The organism is Cupriavidus taiwanensis (assembly GCF_900250115.1).
Classification (GTDB): Bacteria; Pseudomonadota; Gammaproteobacteria; order Burkholderiales; family Burkholderiaceae; genus Cupriavidus; species Cupriavidus taiwanensis_B.
Map to the genome: position 1 here is coordinate 2,506,510 of NZ_LT984803.1, position 25,035 is coordinate 2,531,544.

General features: G+C 68.1%; 19 protein-coding genes. 10 read left to right on the forward strand and 9 right to left on the reverse strand.

Annotated features, from left to right (window positions below):
* The first annotated feature begins 19 nt into the window (after positions 1-19).
* Complete coding sequence (locus CBM2586_RS11715; protein WP_115687657.1) at positions 20-877, forward strand: sulfurtransferase; 858 nt, start codon at positions 20-22, stop codon at positions 875-877.
* A gap of 5 nt (positions 878-882) precedes the next feature.
* On the opposite strand, the gene CBM2586_RS11720 is transcribed toward CBM2586_RS11715, so the two are convergent.
* The 4 genes from CBM2586_RS11720 to polA form a co-directional block, all read right to left on the reverse strand.
* Positions 883-1,764: a ZIP family metal transporter gene (locus tag CBM2586_RS11720; RefSeq protein ID WP_115687659.1), complete on the reverse strand. Its 882-nt coding sequence runs from the start codon at positions 1,762-1,764 to the stop codon at positions 883-885.
* Between the two features lie 125 nt (positions 1,765-1,889).
* On the reverse strand, positions 1,890-2,768 hold the full coding sequence (locus CBM2586_RS11725; protein WP_115661527.1) for a dienelactone hydrolase family protein: 879 nt from the start codon (positions 2,766-2,768) through the stop codon (positions 1,890-1,892).
* Between the two features lie 135 nt (positions 2,769-2,903).
* Complete coding sequence (locus CBM2586_RS11730; protein ID WP_115661526.1) at positions 2,904-4,229, reverse strand: NAD(P)/FAD-dependent oxidoreductase; 1,326 nt, start codon at positions 4,227-4,229, stop codon at positions 2,904-2,906.
* Positions 4,230-4,398: 169 nt separating this feature from the next.
* On the reverse strand, positions 4,399-7,218 hold the full coding sequence (gene polA, locus CBM2586_RS11735; RefSeq protein ID WP_115661525.1) for a DNA polymerase I: 2,820 nt from the start codon (positions 7,216-7,218) through the stop codon (positions 4,399-4,401).
* A gap of 4 nt (positions 7,219-7,222) precedes the next feature.
* Here polA and CBM2586_RS11740 point away from each other — a divergent pair, with 4 nt between their 5' ends.
* The 4 genes from CBM2586_RS11740 to CBM2586_RS11755 all read left to right on the forward strand — a co-directional run bounded on the left by CBM2586_RS11740 (position 7,223) and on the right by CBM2586_RS11755 (position 10,776).
* Positions 7,223-8,167 carry a TIGR00730 family Rossman fold protein gene (locus CBM2586_RS11740; RefSeq protein ID WP_240987919.1) on the forward strand — a complete coding sequence of 315 codons (945 nt, stop codon included), beginning with the start codon at positions 7,223-7,225 and terminating at the stop codon, positions 8,165-8,167.
* A 228-nt stretch (positions 8,168-8,395) separates the two neighbouring features.
* Positions 8,396-8,839: a hypothetical protein gene (locus tag CBM2586_RS11745; protein ID WP_115663699.1), complete on the forward strand. Its 444-nt coding sequence runs from the start codon at positions 8,396-8,398 to the stop codon at positions 8,837-8,839.
* 129 nt (positions 8,840-8,968) lie between these two features.
* Complete coding sequence (locus tag CBM2586_RS11750) at positions 8,969-9,973, forward strand: homoserine kinase (RefSeq protein WP_115661524.1); 1,005 nt, start codon at positions 8,969-8,971, stop codon at positions 9,971-9,973.
* A gap of 5 nt (positions 9,974-9,978) precedes the next feature.
* Complete coding sequence (locus CBM2586_RS11755; RefSeq protein WP_115661523.1) at positions 9,979-10,776, forward strand: BPSS1780 family membrane protein; 798 nt, start codon at positions 9,979-9,981, stop codon at positions 10,774-10,776.
* 223 nt (positions 10,777-10,999) lie between these two features.
* Here CBM2586_RS11755 and CBM2586_RS11760 read toward each other — a convergent pair whose 3' ends face one another.
* Positions 11,000-11,758 (reverse strand): IclR family transcriptional regulator, encoded by a 759-nt coding sequence (locus CBM2586_RS11760; RefSeq protein WP_115687661.1) that lies wholly within the window; start codon positions 11,756-11,758, stop codon positions 11,000-11,002.
* Positions 11,759-11,947: 189 nt separating this feature from the next.
* On the opposite strand from CBM2586_RS11760, the gene sauS reads away from it, so the two are divergent.
* From sauS to CBM2586_RS11775, 3 genes are all read left to right on the forward strand, one after another.
* Positions 11,948-13,393 carry an acylating sulfoacetaldehyde dehydrogenase gene (sauS, locus tag CBM2586_RS11765; RefSeq protein WP_115687663.1) on the forward strand — a complete coding sequence of 482 codons (1,446 nt, stop codon included), beginning with the start codon at positions 11,948-11,950 and terminating at the stop codon, positions 13,391-13,393.
* A complete protein-coding gene (locus CBM2586_RS11770) occupies positions 13,390-14,919 on the forward strand; it encodes an acyl--CoA ligase (protein ID WP_115687665.1) in 1,530 nt (509 codons plus the stop codon). The genes sauS and CBM2586_RS11770 overlap by 4 nt, the downstream gene beginning before the upstream one ends.
* Positions 14,920-15,149: 230 nt before the next feature.
* Positions 15,150-16,442: an MFS transporter gene (locus tag CBM2586_RS11775; protein WP_115687667.1), complete on the forward strand. Its 1,293-nt coding sequence runs from the start codon at positions 15,150-15,152 to the stop codon at positions 16,440-16,442.
* Between the two features lie 26 nt (positions 16,443-16,468).
* On the opposite strand, the gene CBM2586_RS11780 is transcribed toward CBM2586_RS11775, so the two are convergent.
* Complete coding sequence (locus tag CBM2586_RS11780) at positions 16,469-18,817, reverse strand: UvrD-helicase domain-containing protein (RefSeq protein ID WP_115687669.1); 2,349 nt, start codon at positions 18,815-18,817, stop codon at positions 16,469-16,471.
* A gap of 254 nt (positions 18,818-19,071) precedes the next feature.
* Between CBM2586_RS11780 and CBM2586_RS11785 the strand changes: the two genes are divergently transcribed.
* Together CBM2586_RS11785 and galU are read left to right on the forward strand one after the other, a co-directional pair.
* Positions 19,072-21,939, forward strand: coding sequence for a valine--tRNA ligase (locus CBM2586_RS11785; RefSeq protein WP_115687671.1), 2,868 nt, complete (start codon positions 19,072-19,074; stop codon positions 21,937-21,939).
* Between the two features lie 138 nt (positions 21,940-22,077).
* Positions 22,078-22,968 carry a UTP--glucose-1-phosphate uridylyltransferase GalU gene (gene galU / locus CBM2586_RS11790; protein ID WP_115661516.1) on the forward strand — a complete coding sequence of 297 codons (891 nt, stop codon included), beginning with the start codon at positions 22,078-22,080 and terminating at the stop codon, positions 22,966-22,968.
* Between the two features lie 104 nt (positions 22,969-23,072).
* On the opposite strand, the gene CBM2586_RS11795 is transcribed toward galU, so the two are convergent.
* Genes CBM2586_RS11795 through CBM2586_RS11805 form a run of 3 tightly spaced genes read right to left on the reverse strand, consistent with a single transcriptional unit; the run spans position 23,073 to position 25,015 of the window.
* Entirely contained in the window at positions 23,073-23,300 is a 228-nt protein-coding gene (locus CBM2586_RS11795) for a sulfurtransferase TusA family protein (RefSeq protein WP_010813669.1), read from the reverse strand.
* Between the two features lie 52 nt (positions 23,301-23,352).
* Complete coding sequence (locus CBM2586_RS11800; protein WP_115661515.1) at positions 23,353-23,937, reverse strand: NUDIX hydrolase; 585 nt, start codon at positions 23,935-23,937, stop codon at positions 23,353-23,355.
* Between the two features lie 46 nt (positions 23,938-23,983).
* Positions 23,984-25,015, reverse strand: a complete 1,032-nt coding sequence (locus tag CBM2586_RS11805; protein WP_115661514.1) for a threonine aldolase family protein — start codon at positions 25,013-25,015, stop codon at positions 23,984-23,986.
* Positions 25,016-25,035: the final 20 nt, after the last annotated feature.

The following is a 25,035-nucleotide window of genomic DNA, read 5'->3' on the forward strand; positions in this document are numbered from 1 at the left end:
CGACCGCTACAGGATTCCCATGCAGAAACCGCTGATTTCCGTCACCGCGCTGCAGTCCCTGCTGGCCGGCCCCGGCCGCTGCGTCGTCATCGACTGCAGCTTCGACCTGACCGACCCCGCCGCCGGCCGCGAGGCCTACCGCACCGGCCACCTGCCCGGCGCGTTCTACCTGCACCTGGACAACGAGCTGTCCGGCCCCAGGAACGGCCGCAACGGCCGTCACCCGCTGCCGGATGCCGACGACCTGGTCGCGCGCCTGCAGGCGCTAGGCATCGACGACGACACCCCGGTGGTCGCCTACGACGCCCAGGGCGGCATGTTCGCCGCGCGGCTGTGGTGGCTGCTGCGCTGGATCGGCCACGATGCCGTGGCCGTGCTCGATGGCGGCAAGGACGCCTGGGTCAAGGCCGGCCTGCCGCTGGAGCACGATGCCGCGGCAGAGCCAGAGTTTCCGGGCAAGATCCGCCGCGGCAAGTCGCTGGTGCCGACCGTCGATGCGGACGCACTGGTCGACAATCTCGCCCGGGGCCGGCTGCTGGTGGTCGATGCGCGCGCGCCCGATCGCTTCCGCGGCGAAAACGAAACGCTGGACCCGGTGGGCGGCCATATCCCGGGCGCGGTCAACCGCTTCTTCAAGCACAACCTGGACGCGGAAGGCCGCTTCAAGCCGGCCGAGACCCTGCGCGCGGAATTCGGCGCGGTGCTGGGCACGCACGCCGCCGCGCAGGCGGTGATGCAGTGCGGCTCGGGCGTCACCGCGTGCCACAACCTGCTGGCGCTGGAAGCGGCGGGCCTGGGCGGCGCGGCGCTGTACCCGGGGTCGTGGAGCGAGTGGTGCGCCGACCCGGCGCGCCCGGTTGCCACCGGAGCGGCCTGAGCCGGCTAGTGTGACGCGGCAACGGGCGCGGCATGGCCGTGCCCGCCGTGGCTGTGCCGCTCGTGCACGCCATTGGTGATGAAGACGATGGCCGAGATCCCCGCGGCCACCAGCACCACCTGGATCGCCGACTCGCGCCAGCGCGGCTTGCGCTGCATCTGCGGCATCAGGTCGCTGACGGCGATATAGATAAAGCTGCTGGCCGCGATCACCAGCACGTAGGGAATCCATCCGCTCAGCTGGTCGAGCAGGAAATACCCGACCACCCCGCCGGCAATCGCCGCCAGGCTCGACAACAGGTTGAAGGCGAAGGCGCGCGCCTTGGAGAAGCCGGCGTTGAGCAGCACGATAAAGTCGCCCACCTCCTGCGGGATCTCGTGCGCGGCGATCGCCAGCGCGGTGACCACGCCGATATGCGGGTCCGCCAGAAACGCCGCCGCGATCACGATGCCGTCGGCAAAGTTGTGGAAGGTGTCGCCGACCAGGATGGTCAGGCCGCTGCGGCCCGCCTCCTCGCGGTCATGGCCGTGGTGGTGGTGGTGCCCGTCGCCCTCGTGATGGTGCGAATGGCGCAGCAGCGAGAGTTTTTCCAGCAGGAAGAAACCCAGCAGCCCGGCCAGCAAGGTGCCGAACAACGCGCGCGCATCGGCGCCGGACTCGAACGCCTCGGGCAGCGAATGCAGCAGCGCGGTGGCCAGCAGCACGCCCACCGAGAAGCTCACCATGCGCTCGACCACGCGGGACGCCACCGTCAGCGACAGCAGCGCCGCCCCGAAGATGCTGCCCACCCCCGAGATCGTGGCGGCGAGCAGGATATACAAAAGCGTCGAATGGATGATGGGCTCCCGGGGTGGCGGTGCCGGGCGGCCCCGCCGTTCCGCCCGCATCGCGCCGGGCGGCAAACGCAACAATGTTGCAATAACTCAAAGGCCGCATTGTACGTATCCGCCGGGACTTTGCAATCCTGTCGTCGGCCGGCCCGAACCACCCCGGAGCGGGGCCGGCTGCCGGCTCACGCGACGCCGTGCTGCCGGAACCAGTCCAGGCACTTCTGCCAGCCGTCCCGGGCATCGGCCTCGCGATAGCTGGGCCGGTAGTCCGCATGGAAGGCGTGGCCGGACTCGGGATAGACGATAAAGCGCGAGCGCCTGGCGTCCGGATCGGACGACGATGACAGCGCGGCCTTCATCCGGTCCACCTGCTCCAGCGGGATGCCGGTGTCCTTGCCGCCGTACAGGCCCAGCACCGGCGCATGCAGCTGGCCGACCAGGTCAATGGGATTTTTCGGCTTGATCGGTGTCGGCTCGGGCGCCAGCTGGCCGTACCAGGCCACGCCGGCCTTCAGGCGCTGGCTGTGCGCGGCGTAGAGCCAGGTCATGCGGCCGCCCCAGCAGAAACCGGTGATGGCCACGCGCGAGACATCGCCGCCGTTGGCGCCGGCCCACGCCACGGCGGCATCGAGATCGCCCATCACCTGCGCGTCGGGCACCTTGGCGATCACCTCGCGCTGCAGTTCCTGGATGGTGCCGAAGCTCTGCGGATCGCCCTGGCGCGCGAACAGCTCGGGCGCGATCGCGAGGTATCCGAGCTTGGCAAAGCGCCGGCACACATCGGCGATATGCTCGTGCACGCCGAAGATCTCGCTGACCACCAGCACCACCGGCAGGTTCTTCTTGCCTTCCGGCTGGGCCCGGTAGGCCGGCATGCTGAAGCCGCCCGACGGGATCGTGACCTCGCCCGCGTTCAGGCCGGCAAAATCGGTCTTGATCGCCTGCTGGGCCATCACCGGCAGGACCGCGGCGGCAAAGGCGGAACCCAGCGCGGTCTTGACGAAGCCGCGGCGGTCGAAGGTCTGGCCGGGGACCAGGCTGTCCACTTCTGGTTTGAGCATGCTTGTCTCCAGGATCGTTGGTGGCTGGGCCGCCACGCGGCGCCAGCGCCCGATTTTAAGCAGACATGGAGAAAACATGGCGGCGCATGGCCGCCGGCGCATCCCACCCGCAAGCGGGGGGCCCGGGCCCCTGCGTCAGTGCAGCTTGACGCGCGGACTGGTCTTGCTGCGCAGCCAGTGCGAGACGGTGTCCAGCGCCATCCCGACCGCGCCGTGCAGCGCCATCACGTGCATCCGGTACAGCGAGGTGTACATGAAGCGCGCCATCAGCCCCTCGATAAACATCGAGCCGCCGATCAGCCCGCCCATCAGGCTGCCCACCGCGCTGAAGTGCCCCAGCGACACCAGCGAGCCGAAGTCCTTGAAGGCGAACCGCGGCAGCGGCCGCCCCGCCAGCCGCGCGCACAGCGCCTCGTAGAGGAAGGTGGCCTGCTGGTGCGCGGCCTGGGCGCGCGGCGGCACCGAGCTCTGCTTCTCCGGCCAAGGACAGCTGGCGCAATCGCCAAAGGCAAAGATGTCCGGGTCGCCCTCGCTCTGCAGCGTCGGGCCGACCACGATCTGGCCCTGGCGGCTGACCGGCAGGCCCAGGCCGGCCAGCACCCCGGGCGCGGTAATGCCGGCGGCCCACACCGTCAGGTCGGCATCGATGGTCTTGCCGCTGGCGGTCAGCACCGCCTGCGGCGTGACTTCGGTCACGCGCTCGCTGGTGAAGACGTCGACATCCAGCTTCCTGAGCAGCTTGGCGGTCTCGGCCGAGACCCGCTCGGACAGCGCCGGCAGGATGCGCGGACCGGCCTCGATCACATGGATGCGCACATCGCGGCGCGGATCGAGGCGGTGCAGGCCATAGGCGCTGAGCACATGCGCGGTGTTGCGCAGCTCCGCCGAGAGCTCGACGCCGGTGGCGCCGGCGCCGATGATGGCCACGTCCACGCGCGGCCGGCCATCCTCGCCAACCCGGCCGCGCCCGTTCTGGGCACGCACGCAGGCCGCGATCAGTCGCTTGCGGAAGCGCTCGGCCTGCGCCACGGTGTCGAGCGCAATGGCATGCTCCGCGGCGCCCGGCACGCCGAAGAAATGCGTGACGCAGCCGATCGCCAGCACCAGCGTGTCGTACGCCAGCTCGCGCGCGGGCAGCAGCTCGGCGCCGTCCTGGTCGACGCAGGCCGAGACCGAGATGGTCTTGCGGGCGCGATCGATGCCGGTCAGCTCGCCCTGCTGGAACTCGAAATGATGCCAGCGCGCCTGCGCCGCATATTCGAGCTGGTGGGTATTGGGATCCATGCTGCCGGCGGCGACTTCATGCAGCAGCGGTTTCCAGATATGCGTGGGCAGGCGGTCCACCAGCACCACCTGCGCCGCGCCCTTGCGGCCGAGCTTGTCGCCCAGCTTCGTTACCAGTTCCAGCCCCCCTGCTCCGCCGCCGACAACGACGATGCGGTGCGTCCTTGTTTCTGTCATGGTCTACCTGCTGCGTTTTTATAAAGGCTTTACCTGAGGCGTTTGCCACAGTCTGCTGCATTGCAGCATACCTGGCAAGCGCCGCACGCTGACTCAGCAGTCGCTTCATTCGATACCACCACGCAGGGGCAGCGGGCCGATTGGGCGCCGGCTCGCAAGGGGGAAAGCCTCAGTGCGCCTCTTCCCAGTTGGCGCCGCTGCCGACTTCTGCCACCAGCGGCACGCGCAACGCTGCCACCGTGCACATCAGCTCCGGCAGCCGCGCCTTGACCAGCTCCAGCTCGTGCTCGGGCACTTCCAGCACCAGTTCGTCGTGCACCTGCATGATCTGGCGGGTCTGCAGGCCGTCGCGCTCCAGCCAGTCCTGCACCGCGATCATCGACAGCTTGATCAGGTCGGCCGCGGTGCCCTGCATCGGCGCGTTGATGGCGGCGCGCTCGGCGGCCTGGCGGCGCGGGCCGCTGCCGCCGTTGATATCGGGCAGCCACAGCCGCCGGCCGAACACGGTCTCGACATAGCCCTGCTCGCGCGCGGTCTGGCGGGTCTCTTCCATGTAGTGGGCCACGCCCGGATAGCGCATGAAGTAGCGGTCGATGTAGTGCTTGGCGGCCTCGCGCTCGATGCCCAGGTTGCTGGCCAGCCCGAACGCGCTCATGCCGTAGATCAGGCCGAAGTTGATCACCTTGGCGTAGCGGCGCTGCTCGCTGCTGACGGCGTCGCGTTCGACGCCGAAGATCTCGGCGGCGGTGGCGCGGTGGATGTCCTCGCCGTTGGCAAAGGCGCGCAGCAGGTTCTCGTCGCCCGAGATATGGGCCATGATGCGCAGCTCGATCTGTGAATAGTCGGCCGACACGATCACGCTGCCCGGCTCGGCGATAAAGGCCTCGCGGATGCGGCGGCCTTCCTCGGTGCGCACCGGGATATTCTGCAGGTTGGGCTCGGTCGACGCCAGCCGCCCGGTCACCGCGGTGGCCTGGCCGTAGCTGGTGTGCACGCGCCCGGTCTGCGGGTTGACCATCTTCGGCAGCTTGTCGGTGTAGGTGGACTTGAGCTTGGACAGGCCGCGGTAGTCCAGCAGCAGCTTGGGCAGCGGGTAGTCCTCGGCCAGCTTCTGCAGCACCTCTTCGTCGGTCGACGGCGCCCCGCTGGCGGTCTTCTTCACCACCGGCAGCTTCATCTGGCTGAACAGGATCTCGCCGATCTGCTTGGGCGAGCCCAGGTTGAACGGCTGGCCCGCGGCCGCGTAGGCCGACTGCTCCAGCGCCAGCATGCGCTGGCCCAGCTCGGCGCTTTGCGCGGCCAGGCGTCCGGCGTCGATCAGCACGCCGTTGCGCTCGACCTTCTGCAGCACTACCGAGACCGGCATCTCGATCTCTTCATAGACGCGGCGCAGTCCCGCCGCGGCCTCGACCTGCGGAAACATCCTGCGATGCAGGCGCAGTGTCACGTCGGCGTCCTCGGCGGCGTACTCGGTGGCGCGCGCCAGGTCGATCTGGTCGAAGCCGATCTGGCTCGCGCCCTTGCCGCACACCTCTTCATAGGTGATGGTCTTCAGGCTCAGCAGGCGCTCGGCCAGGCTGTCCATGCCGTGGTTGCGGTGCGACGCCAGCACGTAGCTCTGCAGCATGGTGTCGTGGGCAATGCCGCGCAGCTTGATGCCATGGTTGGCGAACACATGGACGTCGTACTTCAGGTTCTGGCCGAGCTTGGGGCGGCTGGCATCTTCCAGCCAGGCACGCATGCGTTCCAGCACGAACTCGCGCGCAAGCTGGCCGTGCTCGGGCAGGCCGGCCACGTCGGGGCCACGGTGCGCCACCGGGATATAGCAGGCCTCGCCCGGCGCCGCCGACAGCGAGATGCCGACCAGTTGCGCCTGCATCGGATCGAGCGAGGTGGTCTCGGTATCGATCGCCACCAGCGGCGCGGACTCGATGCGCCGCAGCCAGTCTTCCAGCATGCCCGCGGTGGTGACGGTCTCGTAGCGGATCTCGGTGGGCGCCGTGTCCTCGGCCGGGGCCGCGCCGGCATCGGCCGACGGCGCCGGCGCATCGAACAGGCCGCCCTGCGCGGGCGCGCTGGCCGCGGCACGGGCGCGGGCCTGGGCGCGCGCATCGGGCAGGCTTTCGCCGGTAGCCTCGCGCAGCCAGGTCTTGAAGCCATAGCGCTGGAAGAACGCCACCAGCAGCTCCTTGTCCTCGCCGGTCTCGCGCAGCGCGTGGAAATCGGCGACCGACTTGCTCAGGTCGCAGTCGGTCTTGACCGTCACCAGCCGGCGCGCCATCGGCAGCCATTCCAGCGTGTTGCGCAGGTTCTCGCCGACCACGCCCTTGATCCCCGGCGCGGCCGCGATCACGCCGTCGAGCGAGCCATGTTCGGCCAGCCATTTGACCGCGGTCTTGGGGCCGACCTTGGGCACGCCCGGCACGTTGTCGACGGCATCACCGATCAGCGACAGATAGTCGATGATGCGCTCGGGCGGCACGCCGAACTTGGCCACCACGCCGGCAGGGTCGAGCACCTCGCCGCTCATGGTGTTGACCAGCGTGACCTGCTGGTTGACCAGTTGCGCCAGGTCCTTGTCGCCGGTGGACACCACCGTGCGCACGCCCTGTTCCATGGCCTGGCGCGACAAGGTGCCGATCACGTCGTCGGCCTCGACGCCGTCGACCACCACGATCGGCCAGCCCAGCGCGCGCACGGCCTCGTGGATCGGCTCGATCTGGCGCGCCAGGTCCTCGGGCATCGACGGGCGGTGCTCCTTGTAGGCCGGGTACAGGTCGTCGCGGAAGGTCTTGCCCTTCGCATCGAACACGCAGGCGCTATACTCTGCCGGGTAGTCGTTGCGCAACTTGCGCAGCATGTTGATCATGCCGTAGATTGCCCCTGTGGGCAGACCCTCCCCATTCCTCAGGTCCGGCAAAGCGTGATAAGCGCGATACAGATAGCTCGATCCATCGACGAGCAAGAGTGTTTTTGGACTATCCGACATTCCCATGGACTCAAAATTGACTGGTGCCGCTGCAGGCGGTGCCTCGACCGCCCCCCTTGCTGACCCGGACGTTGCTGATATCTCCGGCGATACCGTACAACCCCCGCCGGAGGCTGCCGCCGAGCACGCCGCGGCCGTTGCCGCGGCGGCCGATGCCGCCGCCGCGGGCAACCCGCCGGAAGTTGTTGCTGAAAAGGCTGCTGCGGCGGCGCGCGCCAATCCGCGCAAGATGATCCCCAGCCTGCGTGCGCTGGCCGACGAAGACCGCGCGACCGCGAAGAAGGCGCGCGCCTCGTGGCAAATGTTCACGATTATGGCAGAGTTCATCGAGGCCACCGAGTACCTGTCCGAGATCCGGCCGGCGGTCTCGATCTACGGCAGCGCGCGCCTGCGCGAGGACTCGCCCTACTACCAGCGCACCATCGAGATCGCGCGCCTGTTCTCGGACGCCGGCTTTGCCGTGATCTCCGGCGGCGGCCCCGGCATCATGGAAGCGGCCAACAAGGGCGCGCATGCCGGCAAGTCGGCCAGCGTCGGCCTGAACATCGAACTGCCGCACGAGCAGCAGGGCAATCCGTACCAGGACATTGCCATGCGCTTTCGCCACTTCTTCACCCGCAAGGTCACCTTCGTCAAGAATTCGGACGCCTTTATCGTGATGCCGGGCGGCTTCGGCACGCTCGATGAACTGGCCGAGGTGCTGACGCTGGTGCAGACCGGCAAGTCGCGCTCGGTGCCGGTGATCATGTTCGGCAGCCGCTTCTGGAAGGGCCTGCTGGACTGGTTCCGCTTCACGCTGCTGCCGATGGGCCTGATCGCCGAGCACGACCTGGACCTGATGAAGATCGTCGACGAGCCGCACGAAGTGCTGGAAGCGGTCTACGACTACTACGAGCAGCGCGGCGGCGACAAGCCGATCCCGCCGAAGGAAGAGATGTTCTACCTGTAAGGCCGGGATCGGTGGCCACGGGGTCGCCGGCGCGCCGCAGCCACGCATGCGCCACCCGGCATCGTGGCGCAGGTGCCCCCCGGGGCACGGCGGCGGCCTGTGCGGGACAGGAATTGCTAGAATGGAACCTGTCCGTCTGCCAAGCCCGGCGCCGCCGGGTTGCAGTCCAACCGCCGCATGCCACGGCGCTGCGTGCCGCTTGCGCCGCAGCCCGCACAGGAGCACCCGATGACCTCCCCTTCCCCCGTCCGCCCGGTCCGGTCCACGCGCGCAGCCACCGCAGCCGCCGTGGCCGGCGAGCCTGAATCGCCTGCCAGGCGGCCCGTGCCCGGCCTGGGCGTGGCAGTGGCTGCCGCGCTGGTGCTGGCGTCCGGCTGGGCCGGCGCGCAGGAAAGCAATGCGCTGACCCAGCAGGAGCTGAACCAGATCAACAACCAGCCGATCGCCCCGGCCGCCAGGTCGCAGCTGAACCAGCCGCGCCAGCCGAGCTTCCAGCTGAACGAACGCGATGGCACCCAGGTGCGCGAGTACCGCGACAAGGGACGCGCCACCGACATCCAGGTCAGGTCGGGCTTCGGCACCAGGTACGAGATGAGCAAGCCGGAAGACAGCTCGCCCAAGATCCGCGAGCATGACGTCAACCGCGTGCCTTCGGTCAACCTGAAGTTCTGAACCCGCTTGCCCACGGCCTGGCCTGAACGCCAGGCCGCGCCGGCCCTCCGGCAGTCATGCCGCGGCGGCGGGCCGGACTTTGTCCGCAACCGCCTCCCGCCGCTTTCCGATTCGCTTCACACAACGAGTATGGCCGTATTCACCACGGTCTCGCAGGACGAGATCGCACGCTGGCTGCTGGATTTCGACCTTGGCGAAGTGCGCGAGCTGCGCGGCATCGCCTCGGGCATCGAGAACAGCAATTTCTTCCTCACCATGGAGCACGAGGGCCAGACGCGCCAGTACGTGCTCACCATCTTCGAGCGGCTCTCGTTCGCGCAGCTGCCCTATTACCTGCACCTGATGGCGCACCTGGCCGGGCGCGGCATCCGCGTGCCGGCGCCGATCCCGGCGCGCGACGGCGAGATCCTGCGCCCGCTCAAGGGCAAGCCCGCCACCATCGTCACGCGCCTGCCCGGCGCGTCGCAGCTGGCGCCCGACGCGCAGCACTGCGCCGAGGTCGGCGACATGCTGGCGCGCATGCACCTGGCCGGCGCCGACTACCCGCGCCGCCAGCCCAACCTGCGCAGCCTGCCCTGGTGGCAGCAGACCGAGCGCGAGATCCTGCCCTTCCTCGATGCCGGCCAGCGCACGCTGCTGCAACGCGAAATCGCCCACCAGGCGGCGTTCTTCGCCAGCGCGGCGTACGCCAGCCTGGGCGAAGGCCCGTGCCACTGCGACCTGTTCCGCGACAACGCGCTGTTCGAGGAAGACGCCAGCGGCCGCCACCGGTTGGGCGGCTTCTTCGATTTCTACTTCGCCGGCCAGGACAAGTGGCTGTTCGACGTGGCGGTCACCGTCAACGACTGGTGCATCGACCTGGCCAGCGGCGAACTCGACCCCGTGCGCGCGCAGGCGTTGCTGCGGGCTTATCATGCGGTCAGGCCGCTGACCGAGACCGAGGCCGCGCACTGGCAGGACATGCTGCGCGCGGGCGCGCTGCGCTTCTGGGTGTCGCGGCTGTGGGACTTCTACCTGCCGCGCGAGGCCGACATGCTGCAGCCGCACGATCCGACCCATTTCGAACGCATCCTGCGCCGGCGCCTGGACGCACGACCCGCGAACCCTGCGAGCGCCCCGCTCCCCTGGATCTGACCCGTATGCAACTACTGGAAGTCCCTGCCAAGGAAGGCTACACCTGGTTCCGCCAGGGCATCTGGCTGTTCCGCAAGAATCCGCTGACCTTCCTGATGCTGCTGTTCGTCTACCTGATTGCCGCGCAACTGGCCATCGTGGTGCCGCTGATCGGCATCATCGCGCTGCTGGTGGTCACGCCGGGCCTGTCGGTCGGCGTGATGACCGCGTGCCGCGACGTCATCCAGAACAAGCGGGTGCTGCCCACCGTGCTGCTGGCTGGCTTCCGCGCCAACGGCAAGGAAGCCACGCGCAACCTGCTCGTGCTGGGCGGCATCTACGCCGGGCTGGTGTTCGTTCTCGGGCTGATCGCCGGCGCGGTGGTCGACATGAGCGCGCTGGTGCCGATCGTGCTGAAGGAAGAGGCGCCGACCGCCGAGGCGGTGCGCCAGCTCTACTACGCCATGCTGATCGGCGCGCTGCTGTACACGCCGATCGCGATGATGTTCTGGTTCGCACCGCTGCTGGCCGCCTGGCACGGCGTGCCGCCGGTCAAGGCGCTGTTCTTCAGCTGGACCGCATGCTGGCGCAACCGCGGCGCGTTCTTCACCTACGCGGTGCTGTTCGCGATGCTGCTGGTGGCGATCCCGTTCTTCCTGGAGGCCGTATTCAGCGCCTTCGGCGCCGAGACGGTGCTGTCGTTCCTGGTGACGCCGTATTCGCTGCTGATGCTGGCGATTCTGTATTGCTCGTTTTATGCGACGTACCGCGGCTGCTTCAACGTGACGCCGCCGGGCGTGGAGCCGGCGGCGCCGGTGGTTTGAAGCGCCTGAGGCAAGCGCGGTTTTGGGTGCTCCCAGGCCGCCCGAGCTAGCCCAAGCAAGGTGTTCCCCCTCTCCCCTCAGGGGGAGAGGGTTGGGGTGAGGGGTGGGCTAGCAAAAGACCACATCAAGCAAGGCCAACTGTCTTACCCACAGGCTTCAGCAGCCGGACCCGCCCGCCCTCTCCCGCAAGCGGAAGAGACACCGGCGGCAAACACGCCCACAACTACTCCCCGAACGTCTTCACCATCGCGTCCGCCGCCATGCGCAGGTCGGGCACGACTCCCATCAGCCGGTCCATCGTCATCCGCGCCAGCGGCGCCTGCACCGCGATCGCAGCGCACGCGCGGCTGCGGTTGCGCATCACCGGCACCGCCACCGCAATCATCCCCTCGAGGTTTTCCTGGTTGTTGATGCCCAGGCGCCGCCGCCGCGTCTCCGCCAGCTCAGCGTGCAGTGCGGCAGCGTCGGTGATGGTACGAGCCGAATGCGCGCGCAGCGGCAGGCTTGCCACCAGACGCTCGCGCTGCGCGCATGGCAGGAACGCTAGCAACAGCTTGCCGCTGGCGGTGCAATGCAGCGGCACGCGCGAGCCCGGCTGCAGGTGCATGCGCAGCGGCCATTGCGTTTCGACCCGGTCCAGGTAGACCACGTCGTCGCCCGACAGCATGGTCAGGTTGCAGGTCTCGCCGACCTTGTCGACCAGCTGCTGCAGGATCGCGTGGCGCGCCGCCGCCGGCCCCGCCTGCATCAGCACGTTGACGGCAAGCTGGCGCACGCGTGACGAACATTCATAGCCGGGGCTGCCCGCGGTGCGCGATACCAGCCAGGTGCTTTCCAGCTGCTTGAGGATGCGGTGCACGGTCTGCTTGGGCAGGCCGATCTCCTGCACGATGGCCGACAGCGGCATGGGCCCGTCGGCAGCGGACAGGATCTCGAGGATGCGGAAGGCGCGCACCGCGGCGGCGTTCGAGTGGTTGCTCATGGATGCAATTTAGCGGATTCCGGGACGCCCTGGCGTCCCGAAAACTGCATTACCGGTTGCGGCTCGCAGCGGTGCTCGCGAATGCGCACAAATTGGGACGGCATGCCTGTCCGGGTTCACTAGATTCGATCCGGGGCCGCCGCGGCGGACCTACCAACCAACCCCGCGACCCAATCACGGAGCCGATCCATGAGTGTGCAGATACTGCAGCGCCAGCAGTCCCATTCCACCGATGTGCCCGTACAGGAAGACCAGGTCGAAGCGATCGTGGCGCGCGCCCGGCAGGCGCAGCGCGCGTTCGCGCGCGCGGGCCAGGCCACCGTCGACACCGCCGCGGCCGCCGCCGCGTGGGCCATCATGGAGCCCGCACGCAACCGCCGGCTGGCCGAGCGGGCCGTGGCCGACACCGGCCTGGGCAACGTCGACGACAAGATCCGCAAGAACCATCGCAAGACCCTGGGCCTGCTGCGCGACCTGCACGAACGCAAGACCGTCGGCGTGATCGCGCGCGACCCGGCCACCGGCATCACCGAGATCGCGCGGCCGGTCGGCGTGGTCGCCGCGATCACGCCGTCGACCAACCCCGGGGCGACGCCGGCCAACAAGATCATCAACGCGCTCAAGTGCGGCAACAGCGTGGTGGTGGCACCCTCGCCCAAGGGACAGGGCACGTGCGAGCTGCTGCTGTCGTTCATCCACGCCGAGTTCGCGCGCGCCGGCCTGCCCGCGGACCTGGTGCAGATGCTGCCCGCGCCGGTGTCGAAGGCATCGACTGCCGAGCTGATGCGCCAGGCCGACCTGGTGGTGGCCACCGGCTCGCAGGCGAACGTGCGCATGGCCTATACGTGCGGCACGCCAGCGTTTGGAGTCGGCGCGGGCAATGTGGCCGCCATCGTCGATGCCAGCGCGGCACTGGCCGATGCGGCGGCAAAGATCGTCCGCTCAAAGACCTTCGACAACGCCACCAGCTGCTCGTCGGAGAACAGCCTGGTGATCCTCGACGCGGTCTACCAGCCCATGCTCGAAGCGCTTGCCGCCGTCGGCGGCGTGCTGCTGACGGCCGAGGAAAAGGCGCGGCTGCAGGCGCTGATGTGGCGGCACGGCAAGCTCGCCGGCGACATGACCGGCCAGAGCGCGCCGCGCATTGCCGAACTGGCGGGCCTGGCACGCGTGCGCGCGCTGCAGCCGACCATGCTGCTGGTGCCGGAGACCGGCGTCGGCGGCGACTATCCCTTCTCCGGCGAAAAGCTCTCGCCGGTGCTCACGCTCTATCGCGCCGCCGACTTCACGGCCGCCGTGGCGCGCGTGGCGAGCCTCTACGACTACATGGGCGCGGGCCACTCGGTCGGGCTGCATACGGCCGATCCACAGCAGGCGCTGCAACTCGGGCAGGAACTGCCGGTGGCGCGTGTGATCGTGAACCAGGCGCACTGCTTCGCCACCGGCGGCAATTTCGACAACGGCCTGCCGTTCTCGCTGTCGATGGGCTGCGGCACCTGGGGCGGCAACAACTTTTCGGACAACCTCGGCTGGCGGCAATACCTCAACATCACCCGCATCGCCGAACCGATCGCCGAGCGCGTGCCCGACGAGCGCGAGCTGCTGGGCGACTACTTCGCGAGGGTCGGCCAATGAACGCGCGCATCCGCCCCGAAGTGGTCGACACCGTGGCCACGCTGCTGGCCGCCCGTGCCGCGCAGGCCCCCGACAAACCCTACCTGCTGTCTCCCGACAGCGGCCGCGCGCTCAGCTTCGGCGCCCTGGCTGCCGACGCCGATGCGCTCGGGCGCCGCTATGCCGAGGCTGGCCTCGCCAGCGGACAGACGGTTTCGGTGTACCTGCCCAACGGCGAACAGACCGCGCGGCTGCTGCTTGGCACCATGGCGTGCGGGCTGGTGGCCAATCCGATCAACCTGCTGTGCCAGCCCGCGCAGCTGCGCTACATCCTCGGGCACGCCGACACGCGGCTGGTCTTCACCTCGCCCGGAGGCGAAGCCGCGATCCGCACGGCGCTGGCCGAAGCCGGCGTCGAGGTGCCAGTGGTGGTCACCGCGCCGGATGGCAGCGCTTTGCCCGCGCTGCCGGCGATGCAGCCCGGCGCAGCGCCCCTTCCGCCACCGCAGCCGCACCACCCGGCGCTGCTGATGTATACCTCCGGCACCACCGGCACGCCCAAGGGCGTGCTGCTGACCCACCGCAACCTCGCGGCCAATGGCGCCAGCGTCAGCCGCGAGCATGCGCTCGGCGCCGGGGATCGCGTGCTGGCCACGCTGCCGCTCTACCACATCAACGGACTGGTCGTGACCGCGATCGCGCCGCTGGTGCATGGCGGTTCGGTGGTGATGCCGATGCGCTTCTCGGCCAGCGCGTTCTGGCACGACATTGCCCGCCATGGCTGCACCTGGCTCAACGTGGTGCCGACCATCATCGCCTACCTGCTCAACGATCCCGGTGGCCAGGCGCCGGCCGGCGTGCGCTTCTGCCGCTCCGCTTCCGCCGCGCTGCCGCCGGAGCATCACCGCGCGTTCGAGCAACGCTTCGGCATCGGCGTGATCGAGACCATGGGCATGACCGAAACCGCGGCGCCGGCCTTCAGCAATCCGCTCGATCCCGGACAGCGGCGCATCGGCAGCATCGGCCGCCCATCCGGTACGCAAGCCCGCGTGCTGGGGCGCGACGGGCAAGCGCTGCCCGACGGCGAGATCGGCGAAATCGTGCTGCAAGGCGAGAGCGTGATGGCGGGCTACTACAAGGCCCCCGAGGTCACGCGCGCCGCCTTCACGCCTGACGGCTGGCTGCGCACCGGCGACCTCGGCTACCGCGATGCGGAAGGCTACTTCTACATCACCGGCCGCGCCAAGGAACTGATCATCAAGGGCGGCGAGAACATCGCGCCGCGCGAGATCGACGAAGCGCTGCTGCGCCATCCGGGCGTGCTGGAAGCGGCGGCGGTGGGCGTGCCCGACCCCGCCTACGGGCAGGAGATCGTCGCCTTCATCGTCAGGCGCGAGGCCGTGGCCTGCGACGACGCGGCGCTGCGCGCGCACTGCCTGCGCGAGCTGGGCCGCTACAAGACGCCCAGGGAATTCCGCTTCATCGCGGAATTGCCGCGCGGGCCCTCCGGCAAGGTGCAGCGGCTGAAGCTGCTGGACCCTGCCTGACCTGACCGCCCTTCCCTTCCCCCAACCCTCGCCAAGGAGCCCAATCACCTGCCACTACGATTTCCGGAGACACACACGGAGACACACAGCTGTTTGCTCAAGGACGGGGCAGCGCGGCCAGGACTTACCACTGGCGCGCCCCTGACGAGCCGCAAGCGCATGGCAATGGACCATGCGCCGGCCGCCGCCCCGTCAACACCACGCGCGCCCGCCGCGCATAGGAGGTGGTTATGCAGCAACGCATCAAGACCCGTCACATGATCCTCGGCGTCATGTGCCTGATGTATTTCATCGCCTATATCGACCGCGTCAACATCTCGGTCGCCGCCCCGCTGATCCGCGAAGAGATGGGGTTGACGTCATCGCAACTCGGGCTGGTGTTCTCGGCCTTTGCCTATCCCTATGCCGCCATGCAGATCCTGGGCGGCTGGATGTCCGACAAGTTCGGGCCCAAGAAGGTGCTGATCGTGCTGTCGCTGATCTGGGGCGTGGCCACGGTGCTGACCGGCTTTGCCGGCAGCGTGCTGATGCTGGTGGTATTGCGCTTCGCGCTGGGGGTCGGCGAAGGCGGCGCGTTCCCGACCGCGACCCGCGCCTTCACCTACTGGATGCCGGTGGCGGAGCGCGGCTTCGCGCAGGGCATTACGCACAGCTTCGCGCGGCTGGGTGGTGCGATCACGCCGCCGATCGTGCTGGCTATCGTCGCCACGGCGGGATGGCGCGAGGCCTTTGTCGTGCTGGGTGTGGTGAGCCTGGGCTGGACCGTGCTTTACGCGATGATGTTCAAGGACTCGCCCGACAAGCACAAGCGCGTCACCCCGGAAGAACTGCAGGAAATCGGCTACCGGCGCGGCGATTCGCAGCACGCCGCCAGGGCGCCCACGCCGTGGCGGCGGCTGTTCCGTCGCATGTGGCTGGTGACCTTCGTCGACTTCTGCTACGGCTGGTTGTTGTGGGTCTACCTGACGTGGCTGCCGTCGTACCTGAAGGAAGCGCGCGGTTTCGACCTGAAGCAGCTGGCGCTGTTCACCGCGCTTCCGCTGATGGCGGGCGTGGTCGGCGATACGCTCGGCGGCGTGCTGTCGGACCGCATCTACCGGCGCACCGGCAACCTGCGCCTGGCGCGCGGCGCGATCCTGTTCGTCGGGCTGGCCGGCTCGCTGATGTTCATCGCGCCGATGACCTTCACGGCCGATGCCGTCAACGCGGTGATCCTGCTGTCGCTGTCGTTCTTCTTCCTGGAGCTGACCAACGCCGTGCTGTGGAGCCTGCCGCTCGACATCGCCGGCAAGTACGCCGGCACCGCGGGCGGCATGATGAACACCGGCTTCGGCCTGGCCGGCATGGTGTCGCCGGTGGTGTTCGGCTACCTGATCGAGCGGACCGGGAGCTATGACCTGCCGTTCATGATCTCGGGGGCACTGCTCGGGGTTGGCGCGCTGGCCTCGTTGTTCATCAATCCGCTGCTGACGGTGGACAGCCCGGACCCCAAGCCAGAAGAGGTGCTGCACGCGCTGTCTTGAGCCGCACCAGGCGAAGCCGGACCGCTTCAGTCGATCGCGTCCAGCTTCGCCACCGCCAGCGCCAGCCACTTGGCGCCATGCCGCTTGAAGTTGATATTGGCGCGCGCATCGGCGCCCTCGCCTTCCAGCGCGGTGATCACGCCTTCGCCGAACTTGTTGTGGAACACCGACTGGCCGACGCGGAAGCCGGTGCCGGCCTCGCGCCTGGCGTCGGCATAGCCGTTGCCGTTGTCCATGCCGCCGGTGGGCCTGGTGCCGGTATAGGGCACGTCCTCGGGCTTGCGGAACCAGTCGCGGCCCCAGGCATTGTCGCGCTCCTGGCGGCGCACGCCGCCGTAGCTTTGCGCCGGCGGGGTCAGCCATTTGAGCGAGGCCTCGGGCAGTTCCTCGAAGAAGCGCGAACGCACATGGTAGCGGGTCTGGCCGTGCAGCATGCGGCTTTGCGCGAACGACATGTAGAGCCGCTTGCGCGCGCGCGTGATCGCCACGTACATCAGGCGGCGCTCTTCCTCCAGGCCATCGGGGTCCATCATGCTGTTCTCGTGCGGGAACAGCCCTTCTTCCAGCCCGCTGATGAAGACCACGTCGAACTCCAGCCCCTTGGCCGCGTGCACGGTCATCATCTGCACCGCGTCCTGGCCGGCCTGGGCCTGGTTGTCGCCGGCCTCGAGCGAGGCGTGGGTCAGGAACGCGACCAGCGGCGTCATCACCACCGGCAGCGCCTCGGGGTCGAGCAGTTGCTGGGCCTGGTCGCCCACGGCCAGCGCCGGCGCGGCGGGGGTACGGTCGGCCGGAATCACCGCGGCGAGCGCGTCGAGCCCGTAGCCCTCCTCCGTCACGAAGGCCTGCGCGGCGGTCACCAGTTCCTGCAAGTTCTCGATGCGGTCCTGGCCTTCCTTCTCGCCCTGGTAGTAGGTAATCAGGCCGCTGTTGTTGATGACGTACTCGACGGTCTCGGGCAGCGTCAGGCGGCGCGTTTCCTCGCGCATCGCGTCGATCAGCCGCGCGAACGCCGCCAGCTTGCTGCCGGCCGCGCCGGGCACGTAGGCCACCGCCTCGGACAAGGCGCAGTCGTACTGGCGCGCCATGTCCTGCAGCACCTCCAGCGAGCGCGCGCCGATGCCGCGCGCCGGGAAGTTGACCACGCGGCCGAAGGCGGCGTCGTTGCGCGGGTTCTCCAGCAGCTGCATGTAGGCCAGCGCGTGCTTGATTTCGGCGCGCTCGAAGAAGCGCAGGCCGCCATAGACGCGATACGGGATGCCGGCCGAGAACAGCGCGTGCTCGATCACGCGCGACTGCGCGTTGCTGCGGTACAGGATGGCGATCTCGGCGCGGCTGGCGCCCTGCGCGATCTGGTCGCGGATTTCCTCGATGATCCAGGCGGCTTCCTGGCCGTCGGAGCCGCCCTGGAACACACGCACCGGCTCGCCGTGGCCGGCATCGGTGCGCAGGTTCTTGCCCAGGCGGCGCGCGTTGTGCGAGATCAGGTGGTTGGCCGAATCCAGGATATGGCCGTGCGAACGGTAGTTCTGCTCCAGCTTGATCAGCCGGCGCACGCGGAACTCATGCTCGAAGTCGCGCATGTTGCCGACGTTGGCGCCGCGGAAGGCGTAGATGCTCTGGTCGTCGTCGCCCACGGCGAAGACCGCGGCCGGGTTCTGCGTGCCATGGCCGGCCAGCAGCTTGAGCCACTGGTACTGCAGCACGTTGGTGTCCTGGAACTCGTCGACCAGCACGTGGCGGAAGCGGTGCTGGTAGTGCTGGCGGATCGCGTCGTTGTAGCGCAGCAGCTCGTGGCAGCGCAGCAGCAGCTCGGCGAAATCGACCACCCCCTCGCGCTGGCACTGCTGGTCATAGGCGGCGTAGAGGTCGACGAAGCGCTTGTTGAAGTCGTCGTTGGCCTCGACGTCGGCCGGGCGCAGGCCCTGCTCCTTGGCGTTGTTGATGAAGTACTGCAGGTTCTTGGCCGGATACTTCTCGTCGTCGACGTTGAGCGACTTGAGCAGCCGCTTCAGCGCCGAGAGCTGGTCCTGGCTGTCCAGGATGGCAAAGGTCTGGGGCAGCCCGGCGTCGCGGAAATGCGCGCGCAGCATGCGGTTGCACAGGCCGTGGAAGGTGCCGATCCACATGCCGCGGGTGTTGATCGGCAGCATCGACTGCAGCCGCGTCTGCATTTCCTTCGAGGCCTTGTTGGTGAAGGTCACCGCCAGGATGCCCGCCGGCGAGACCCGGCCGTTCTGCAGCAGCCAGGCGATGCGCGTGGTCAGCACGCGGGTCTTGCCGCTGCCCGCGCCCGCCAGGATCAGCGCCGGTTCGTCAGGCAGGGTGACGGCGGCTAGTTGTTCGGCGTTCAGGTTGGCGAGCAGGTCGGACATCGGAAAGGCCTAATGGAATCGCCCGCAATTATACCGGCGGGCCCTGTTCCATAAATCACATCCGGCCGGGCGCCGGGACTCGCGCACGGGGCGCAAGCCGGCCGGCGCTGGCCACGAAATAGGCACCGGCCGCCCGCCCCCGTATAATTTGTGGTTTCACTGGCGCCAGGCCGGCCCTCGCAGGCCGCCAGCGACCGCCAGGCGCAGGCCACCGCACCTGCCACGCATCCAGACGCCAACCTCGACATCCCAGCATGACCGCCCAAGACCAATCGCTTGCCAAGAGCTTCGAACCCGCCGCCATCGAGGCGAAATGGGGCCCCGAGTGGGAGAAGCGCGGCATCGCCAAGCCGACCTTCGATCCCGCCCGCCCGGACTTCGCGATCCAGCTGCCGCCGCCCAATGTGACCGGCACGCTGCACATGGGCCATGCCTTCAACCAGACCATCATGGATGGCCTGGCACGCCACGCGCGCATGCTGGGCGCCAACACGCTGTGGGTGCCGGGCACCGACCACGCCGGCATCGCCACCCAGATCGTGGTGGAGCGCCAGCTCGAGGGCCAGGGCGTGTCGCGCCATGACCTCGGCCGCGAGAAGTTCACCGAGAAGGTGTGGGCCTGGAAAGAAGAGTCGGGCTCGACCATCACGCGCCAGGTGCGGCGCATGGGCGCGTCGATCGACTGGAGCCGCGAGTACTTCACCATGTCGCCGGAGATGTCGACGGCGGTCACCGAGGTGTTCGTGCGCCTGTACGAGCAGGGCCTGATCTACCGCGGCAAGCGCCTGGTCAACTGGGACCCGGTGCTGGGCACCGCGGTGTCGGACCTGGAAGTGGACAGCGTCGAGGAAGAAGGCTCGCTGTGGCATATCCGCTATCCGCTGGTCGAGGCTGACGCCAAGGGCGGCCTGACCCACCTGACCGTCGCCACTACGCGCCCGGAAACCATGCTGGGCGACGTGGCCGTGATGGTCCACCCCGAAGACGAGCGCTACGCGCACCTGATCGGCAAGTCGGTGCACCTGCCGCTGACCGGCCGCCAGATCCCGGTGATCGCCGACGAATACGTCGACCGAGAGTTCGGCACCGGCGTGGTCAAGGTGACGCCGGGCCACGACTTCAACGACTACGCCGTCGGCCAGCGCCACAACCTGCCGCAGCTGTCGATCCTGACGCTGGACGCGAAGATCGTTGCCGACGCGCCGGCCGCCTACGCCGGCCTGGACCGCTTCGACGCGCGCCGGACCATTGTCGAAGACCTGGACAAGCGTGGCCTGCTGGCCGAGGTCAAGAAGCACAAGCTGATGACCCCGCGCAGCGAACGCACCGGCAGTGCGATCGAGCCGATGCTGACCGACCAGTGGTTCGTCGCGATGAGCAAGCCGGCGCCGGAAGGCACTTTCTACCCCGGCCGCTCGATCGCCGAGGTGGCGCTCGAAGCCGTGCAGAGCGGCGAGATCAAGCTGGTGCCGGAAAACTGGATCAGCACCTACAACCAGTGGCTGGGCAATATCCAGGACTGGTGCATCTCGCGCCAGCTGTGGTGGGGCCACCAGATCCCGGCGTGGTACGACGATGCCGGCAACTGCTTCGTCGGCCGCACCGAAGAGGAAGCGCTCGCCAAGGCGAAGGCCGCGGGCAGCACCGGCGCGCTGCGGCGCGAGGAAGACGTGCTCGACACCTGGTTCTCGTCGGCGCTGGTGCCGTTCTCCTCGCTGGGCTGGCCCGCGGAAACGCCCGAGCTGAAGCACTTCCTGCCGTCGTCGGTGCTGGTCACCGGCTACGACATCATCTTCTTCTGGGTGGCGCGCATGGTCATGATGACCAAGCACTTCACCGGCAAGGTGCCCTTCCATACCGTCTACGTGCACGGCCTGGTGCGCGATTCGGAAGGCAAGAAGATGAGCAAGTCCGAGGGCAACACGCTCGACCCGGTGGACCTGATCGACGGCATCGACCTCGACACGCTGCTGAAGAAGCGCACCACCGGCCTGCGCCGCCCCAAGGACGCGCCCAAGATCGAGAAGAAGACGAAGAAGGAATTCCCGGAGGGCATTCCCGCCTTCGGCGCCGATGCGCTGCGCTTCACCTTTGCCTCGCTGGCGACGCTGGGCCGCAACATCAACTTCGATACCGGCCGCTGCGAGGGCTACCGCAACTTCTGCAACAAGCTGTGGAACGCGACCCGCTTCGTGCTGATGAACACCGAGGGTCACGACTGCGGCATGGGCCCGTGCAATCACGACTGCGGCCCGGACGGCTACCTCGATTTCTCGCAGGCGGACCGCTGGATCGTGTCGCTGCTGCAGCGCGTGGAGGCGGAGGTCGAAAAGGGCTTTGCCGAGTACCGCTTCGACAATATCGCCAACGCCATCTACAAGTTCGTCTGGGACGAGTACTGCGACTGGTACCTGGAACTGGCCAAGGTGCAGATCCAGAACGGCACCGAGGCGCAGCAGCGCGCCACCCGCCGCACCCTGCTGCGGGTGCTCGAGACCGTGCTGCGACTGGCGCATCCGATCATCCCGTTCATTACCGAAGAACTGTGGCAAAAGGTGGCCCCGCTGGCCGGCCGCGCCAGCGCCGATGGTGCGGAAACCATCGCATTGCAGCCGTATCCGCTGCCCGCCGTCGCCAAGATCGACGAGAATGCCGAGCAGTGGGTCGCGCGCCTGAAGGAAGTGATCGACGCCTGCCGGAACCTGCGCGGCGAAATGAACATCTCGCCGGCACAGCGCATCCCTCTGTACGCACAGGGCGACAGCGCCTTCCTGAAGGCGGCCAGCGCACATATCCAGGCGCTGGCGAAACTTTCGGAGGTGCGCGTCTTCGAAGATGAAGCCACCCTGCAAGCGGAGGGCGCCGGTGCGCCGGTCGCCATTGCCGGGGGCAACCACCTGCTGCTGAAGATCGAGATCGATGTCGCCGCCGAGCGCGCGCGCCTGTCGAAGGAAGTCGAACGCATCGGTGGCGAAATCGGCAAGTGCCGCGCCAAGCTGTCGAACGAGAGCTTTGTCGCCAAGGCACCGCCCGCGGTGGTGGCGCAAGAGACGCAGCGCCTGTCCGATTTCGAGCAGACGCTGGCCAAGCTGCAGGGCCAGCTGCAGCGGCTGCCGGCCTGACCGAACGGTCAGTCAGGCGGCCTGCATCACGCCCCTGCCAGCCGGGGGTTCTGTACGGCATCGTCGGACAGAACCGGACAGACGGCGCCCACGCCGGCTGGCAGGGTTATGGACTGGAATCTGAGAGGTACACCTGATATGGAAAATCGCGTCACCAAGGCTGTGTTCCCGGTTGCGGGCCTGGGCACCCGCTTCCTGCCAGCCACCAAGGCCAGCCCCAAGGAAATGCTTCCGGTGGTGGACAAGCCGCTGATCCAGTACGCCGTGGAAGAGGCCATGGCCGCCGGCATTACTGAGATGATCTTTGTGACTGGCCGCTCCAAGCGCGCCATCGAGGACCATTTCGACAAGGCCTTCGAACTGGAAGTGGAGCTCGAGGCCAAGAACAAGCAGGCGCTGCTGGACGTGGTGCGTTCGATCAAGCCGGCCAATGTCGAGTGCTATTACGTGCGCCAGCCCGAGGCGCTGGGGCTGGGTCACGCGGTGCTGTGCGCGGCCAAGCTGGTGGGCGACACCCCGTTCGCGGTGATGCTGGCCGATGACCTGATCGACGGCAAGCCGCCGGTGATGAAGCAGATGGTGGATGCCTTCAACCACTACAACTGCTCGGTGCTGGGCGTCGAGGAGATCACGCCGGAGCAGAGCCGCTCCTATGGCGTGATCGATGGCCGCGAATGGGACGAAGACGTGATCAAGGTTTCGGGCATCGTCGAGAAGCCGGCGCCGGAAGATGCGCCGTCCAACCTCGGCGTGGTCGGGCGCTACATCCTGACGCCGCGCATCTTCGACCACCTGCGCGAACTCAAGCCCGGCGCCGGCGGCGAGCTGCAGCTCACCGACGCGATCCAGTCGCTGCTGGGCCAGGAGCAGGTGCTGGCCTACCGCTACCAGGGCCGCCGCTACGACTGCGGCAGCAAGCTGGGCTACCTCAAGGCGACCGTCGAGTTCGCGCTGAAGCACCCCGAAGTGGGCACCGATTTCAGCGCCTACCTGGAATCGCGCGAACACTTGAACGGCCTGGGCCGCTGAGTTCGCCGTCGCGGGCACCAAGAAAAAGCCGCTTTCGAGCGGCTTTTTCTCTATCGGACGGTCGAGCGCTGCCAGCCCCGCGGCCGGCACCGGTCAGCAAACCCTCAGCGACGGCGCATGTAGAACACGAACACCTTGTCCACTTCCGAGTGCGACAGCAGCTCGTTGCCGGTCTGCTTGGCAAAGGCCTGGAAATCGCGCGTGGCGCCGGGATCGGTGGCCAGCACCTTGAGCACGTCGCCGCTGGCCATGTCGGCCAGGGCCTTCTTGGTGCGCAGGATCGGCAGCGGGCAGTTCAGGCCGCGCGCATCCACTTCTTTCTGGAACTCCATTCGTCTCTTCCTCTGATGCTTGGGGGCTGGAGGCTGGCTGAAAAAACCGGCCTTACCAGCGGTATTGTAGCGAAGCCCCGACCTGGCTGAAGTCGTGGGGGCGGCGCGGGTCCGGAATGTCGGCGCCGGTCTGGCGATCGAAGAAGCGCACCGGGTAGCCCCGCGCGGCAAGCCAGTCGGCCACGGCGAAGCCGGTTCCGGCTGACCACACGCGCACATCCTCGGGCGCCACCAGCTTGTACTCGGCCAGTTCCTCGGACAGTGCCACGGTACCGGTGGCCTTGACGTGATAGGCGATGATCAGCTCGTTCTTGCGCATGAACTCGTAGACGCCGATCAGCGCGACCGACTCGGTATCGAGGTTGGTCTCCTCCTTCAGCTCGCGCGCCACGCCGAGTTCGGGCGGCTCGTCGCGCTCCAGGAAGCCGGTGACCAGCGCAAACATCGTCTCCGGCCACGCGGCGTTGCGCGCCAGCAGCAGCTTGTCCTGGTACTCCACCACCGCCGCCAGCACCGGCAGCGGGTTGTTCCAGTGCACGAAGCCGCAGTCCTGCTGCACGCAGGCGTGGCGTTCGCGCCCGGACAGCGGCAGCAGTTCCAGCGGCGCGCCGCACTGCGGGCAGAATCGGTATGGCATGGGGGCTCCTGAGTCTTGTCGTTACGAGTATGGCGGGATTGTCCCGCTATGCGCCGCAGGCGACGCGCATGTCCGCGGCCAGCGCCTCCACGGTCTGCGGCTGCAGGTCCCACGAACACATGAAGCGGCAGCCGCCCGCGCCGATAAAGGTGTAGAAGCGCCAGCCCTTTGCGCGCAGCGCCTCGATCGCCGGCAGCGGCAGCTCGGCGAAGACCGCATTGGATTGCGTCGGGAACATGATGCGCACGCCCGGGATCTCGCGGATGCGCTGCTGCAGCAGTTGCGCCATCGCATTGGCATGGCGCGCGTTGGCGAGCCACACGTCGTTCTCGAGCAAACCCAGCCACGGCGCGGAGATAAAGCGCATCTTCGACGCCAGCTGCCCGGCCTGCTTGACGCGGTAGGCAAAGTCCTCGGCCAGGCGGCGGTCGAAGAACACCACCGCCTCGCCCACCGGCAGCCCGTTCTTGGTGCCGCCGAAGCACAGCACGTCGACGCCCGCGCGCCAGGTGATCTCGGAAGGATGCACGCCCAGCGACGCCACCGCGTTGGCGAAGCGCGCGCCGTCCATGTGCACGCGCAACTGCCGGCGCTTGGCGATGGCGGCGATGGCGCGCACCTCTTCGACGCTGTAGACGGTGCCGACTTCGGTCGACTGCGTCAGCGACACCACCTTGGGCTTGGGGTAATGGATGTCGGCGCGGCGCGTGACCAGCGCCTCGACCGCATCGGGCGTGAGCTTGCCGTGCGCGCCCGGCGCGGTCAGCAGCTTGGAGCCGTTGGAGAAGAACTCCGGCCCGCCGCATTCGTCGGTCTCGATATGCGCCAGCTCGTGGCAGATCACCGAGTGGTACGACTGGCACAGCGCCGACAGCGCCAGCGAATTGGCCGCCGTGCCGTTGAACACGAAGAACACTTCGCAATCGGTCTGGAACAGGTCGCGGATCCGGTCGCAGACCTTCTGCGTCCAGGTATCGTCGCCATAGGCCTGCTCATGGCCGCTGCCGTTGGCTTCCAGGAAATACTTGAGCGATTCCGGGCAGAAGCCGGCGTAGTTGTCGGAGGCGAAGTGCTGCATGGTGTTCAGTGTTGAGCGGC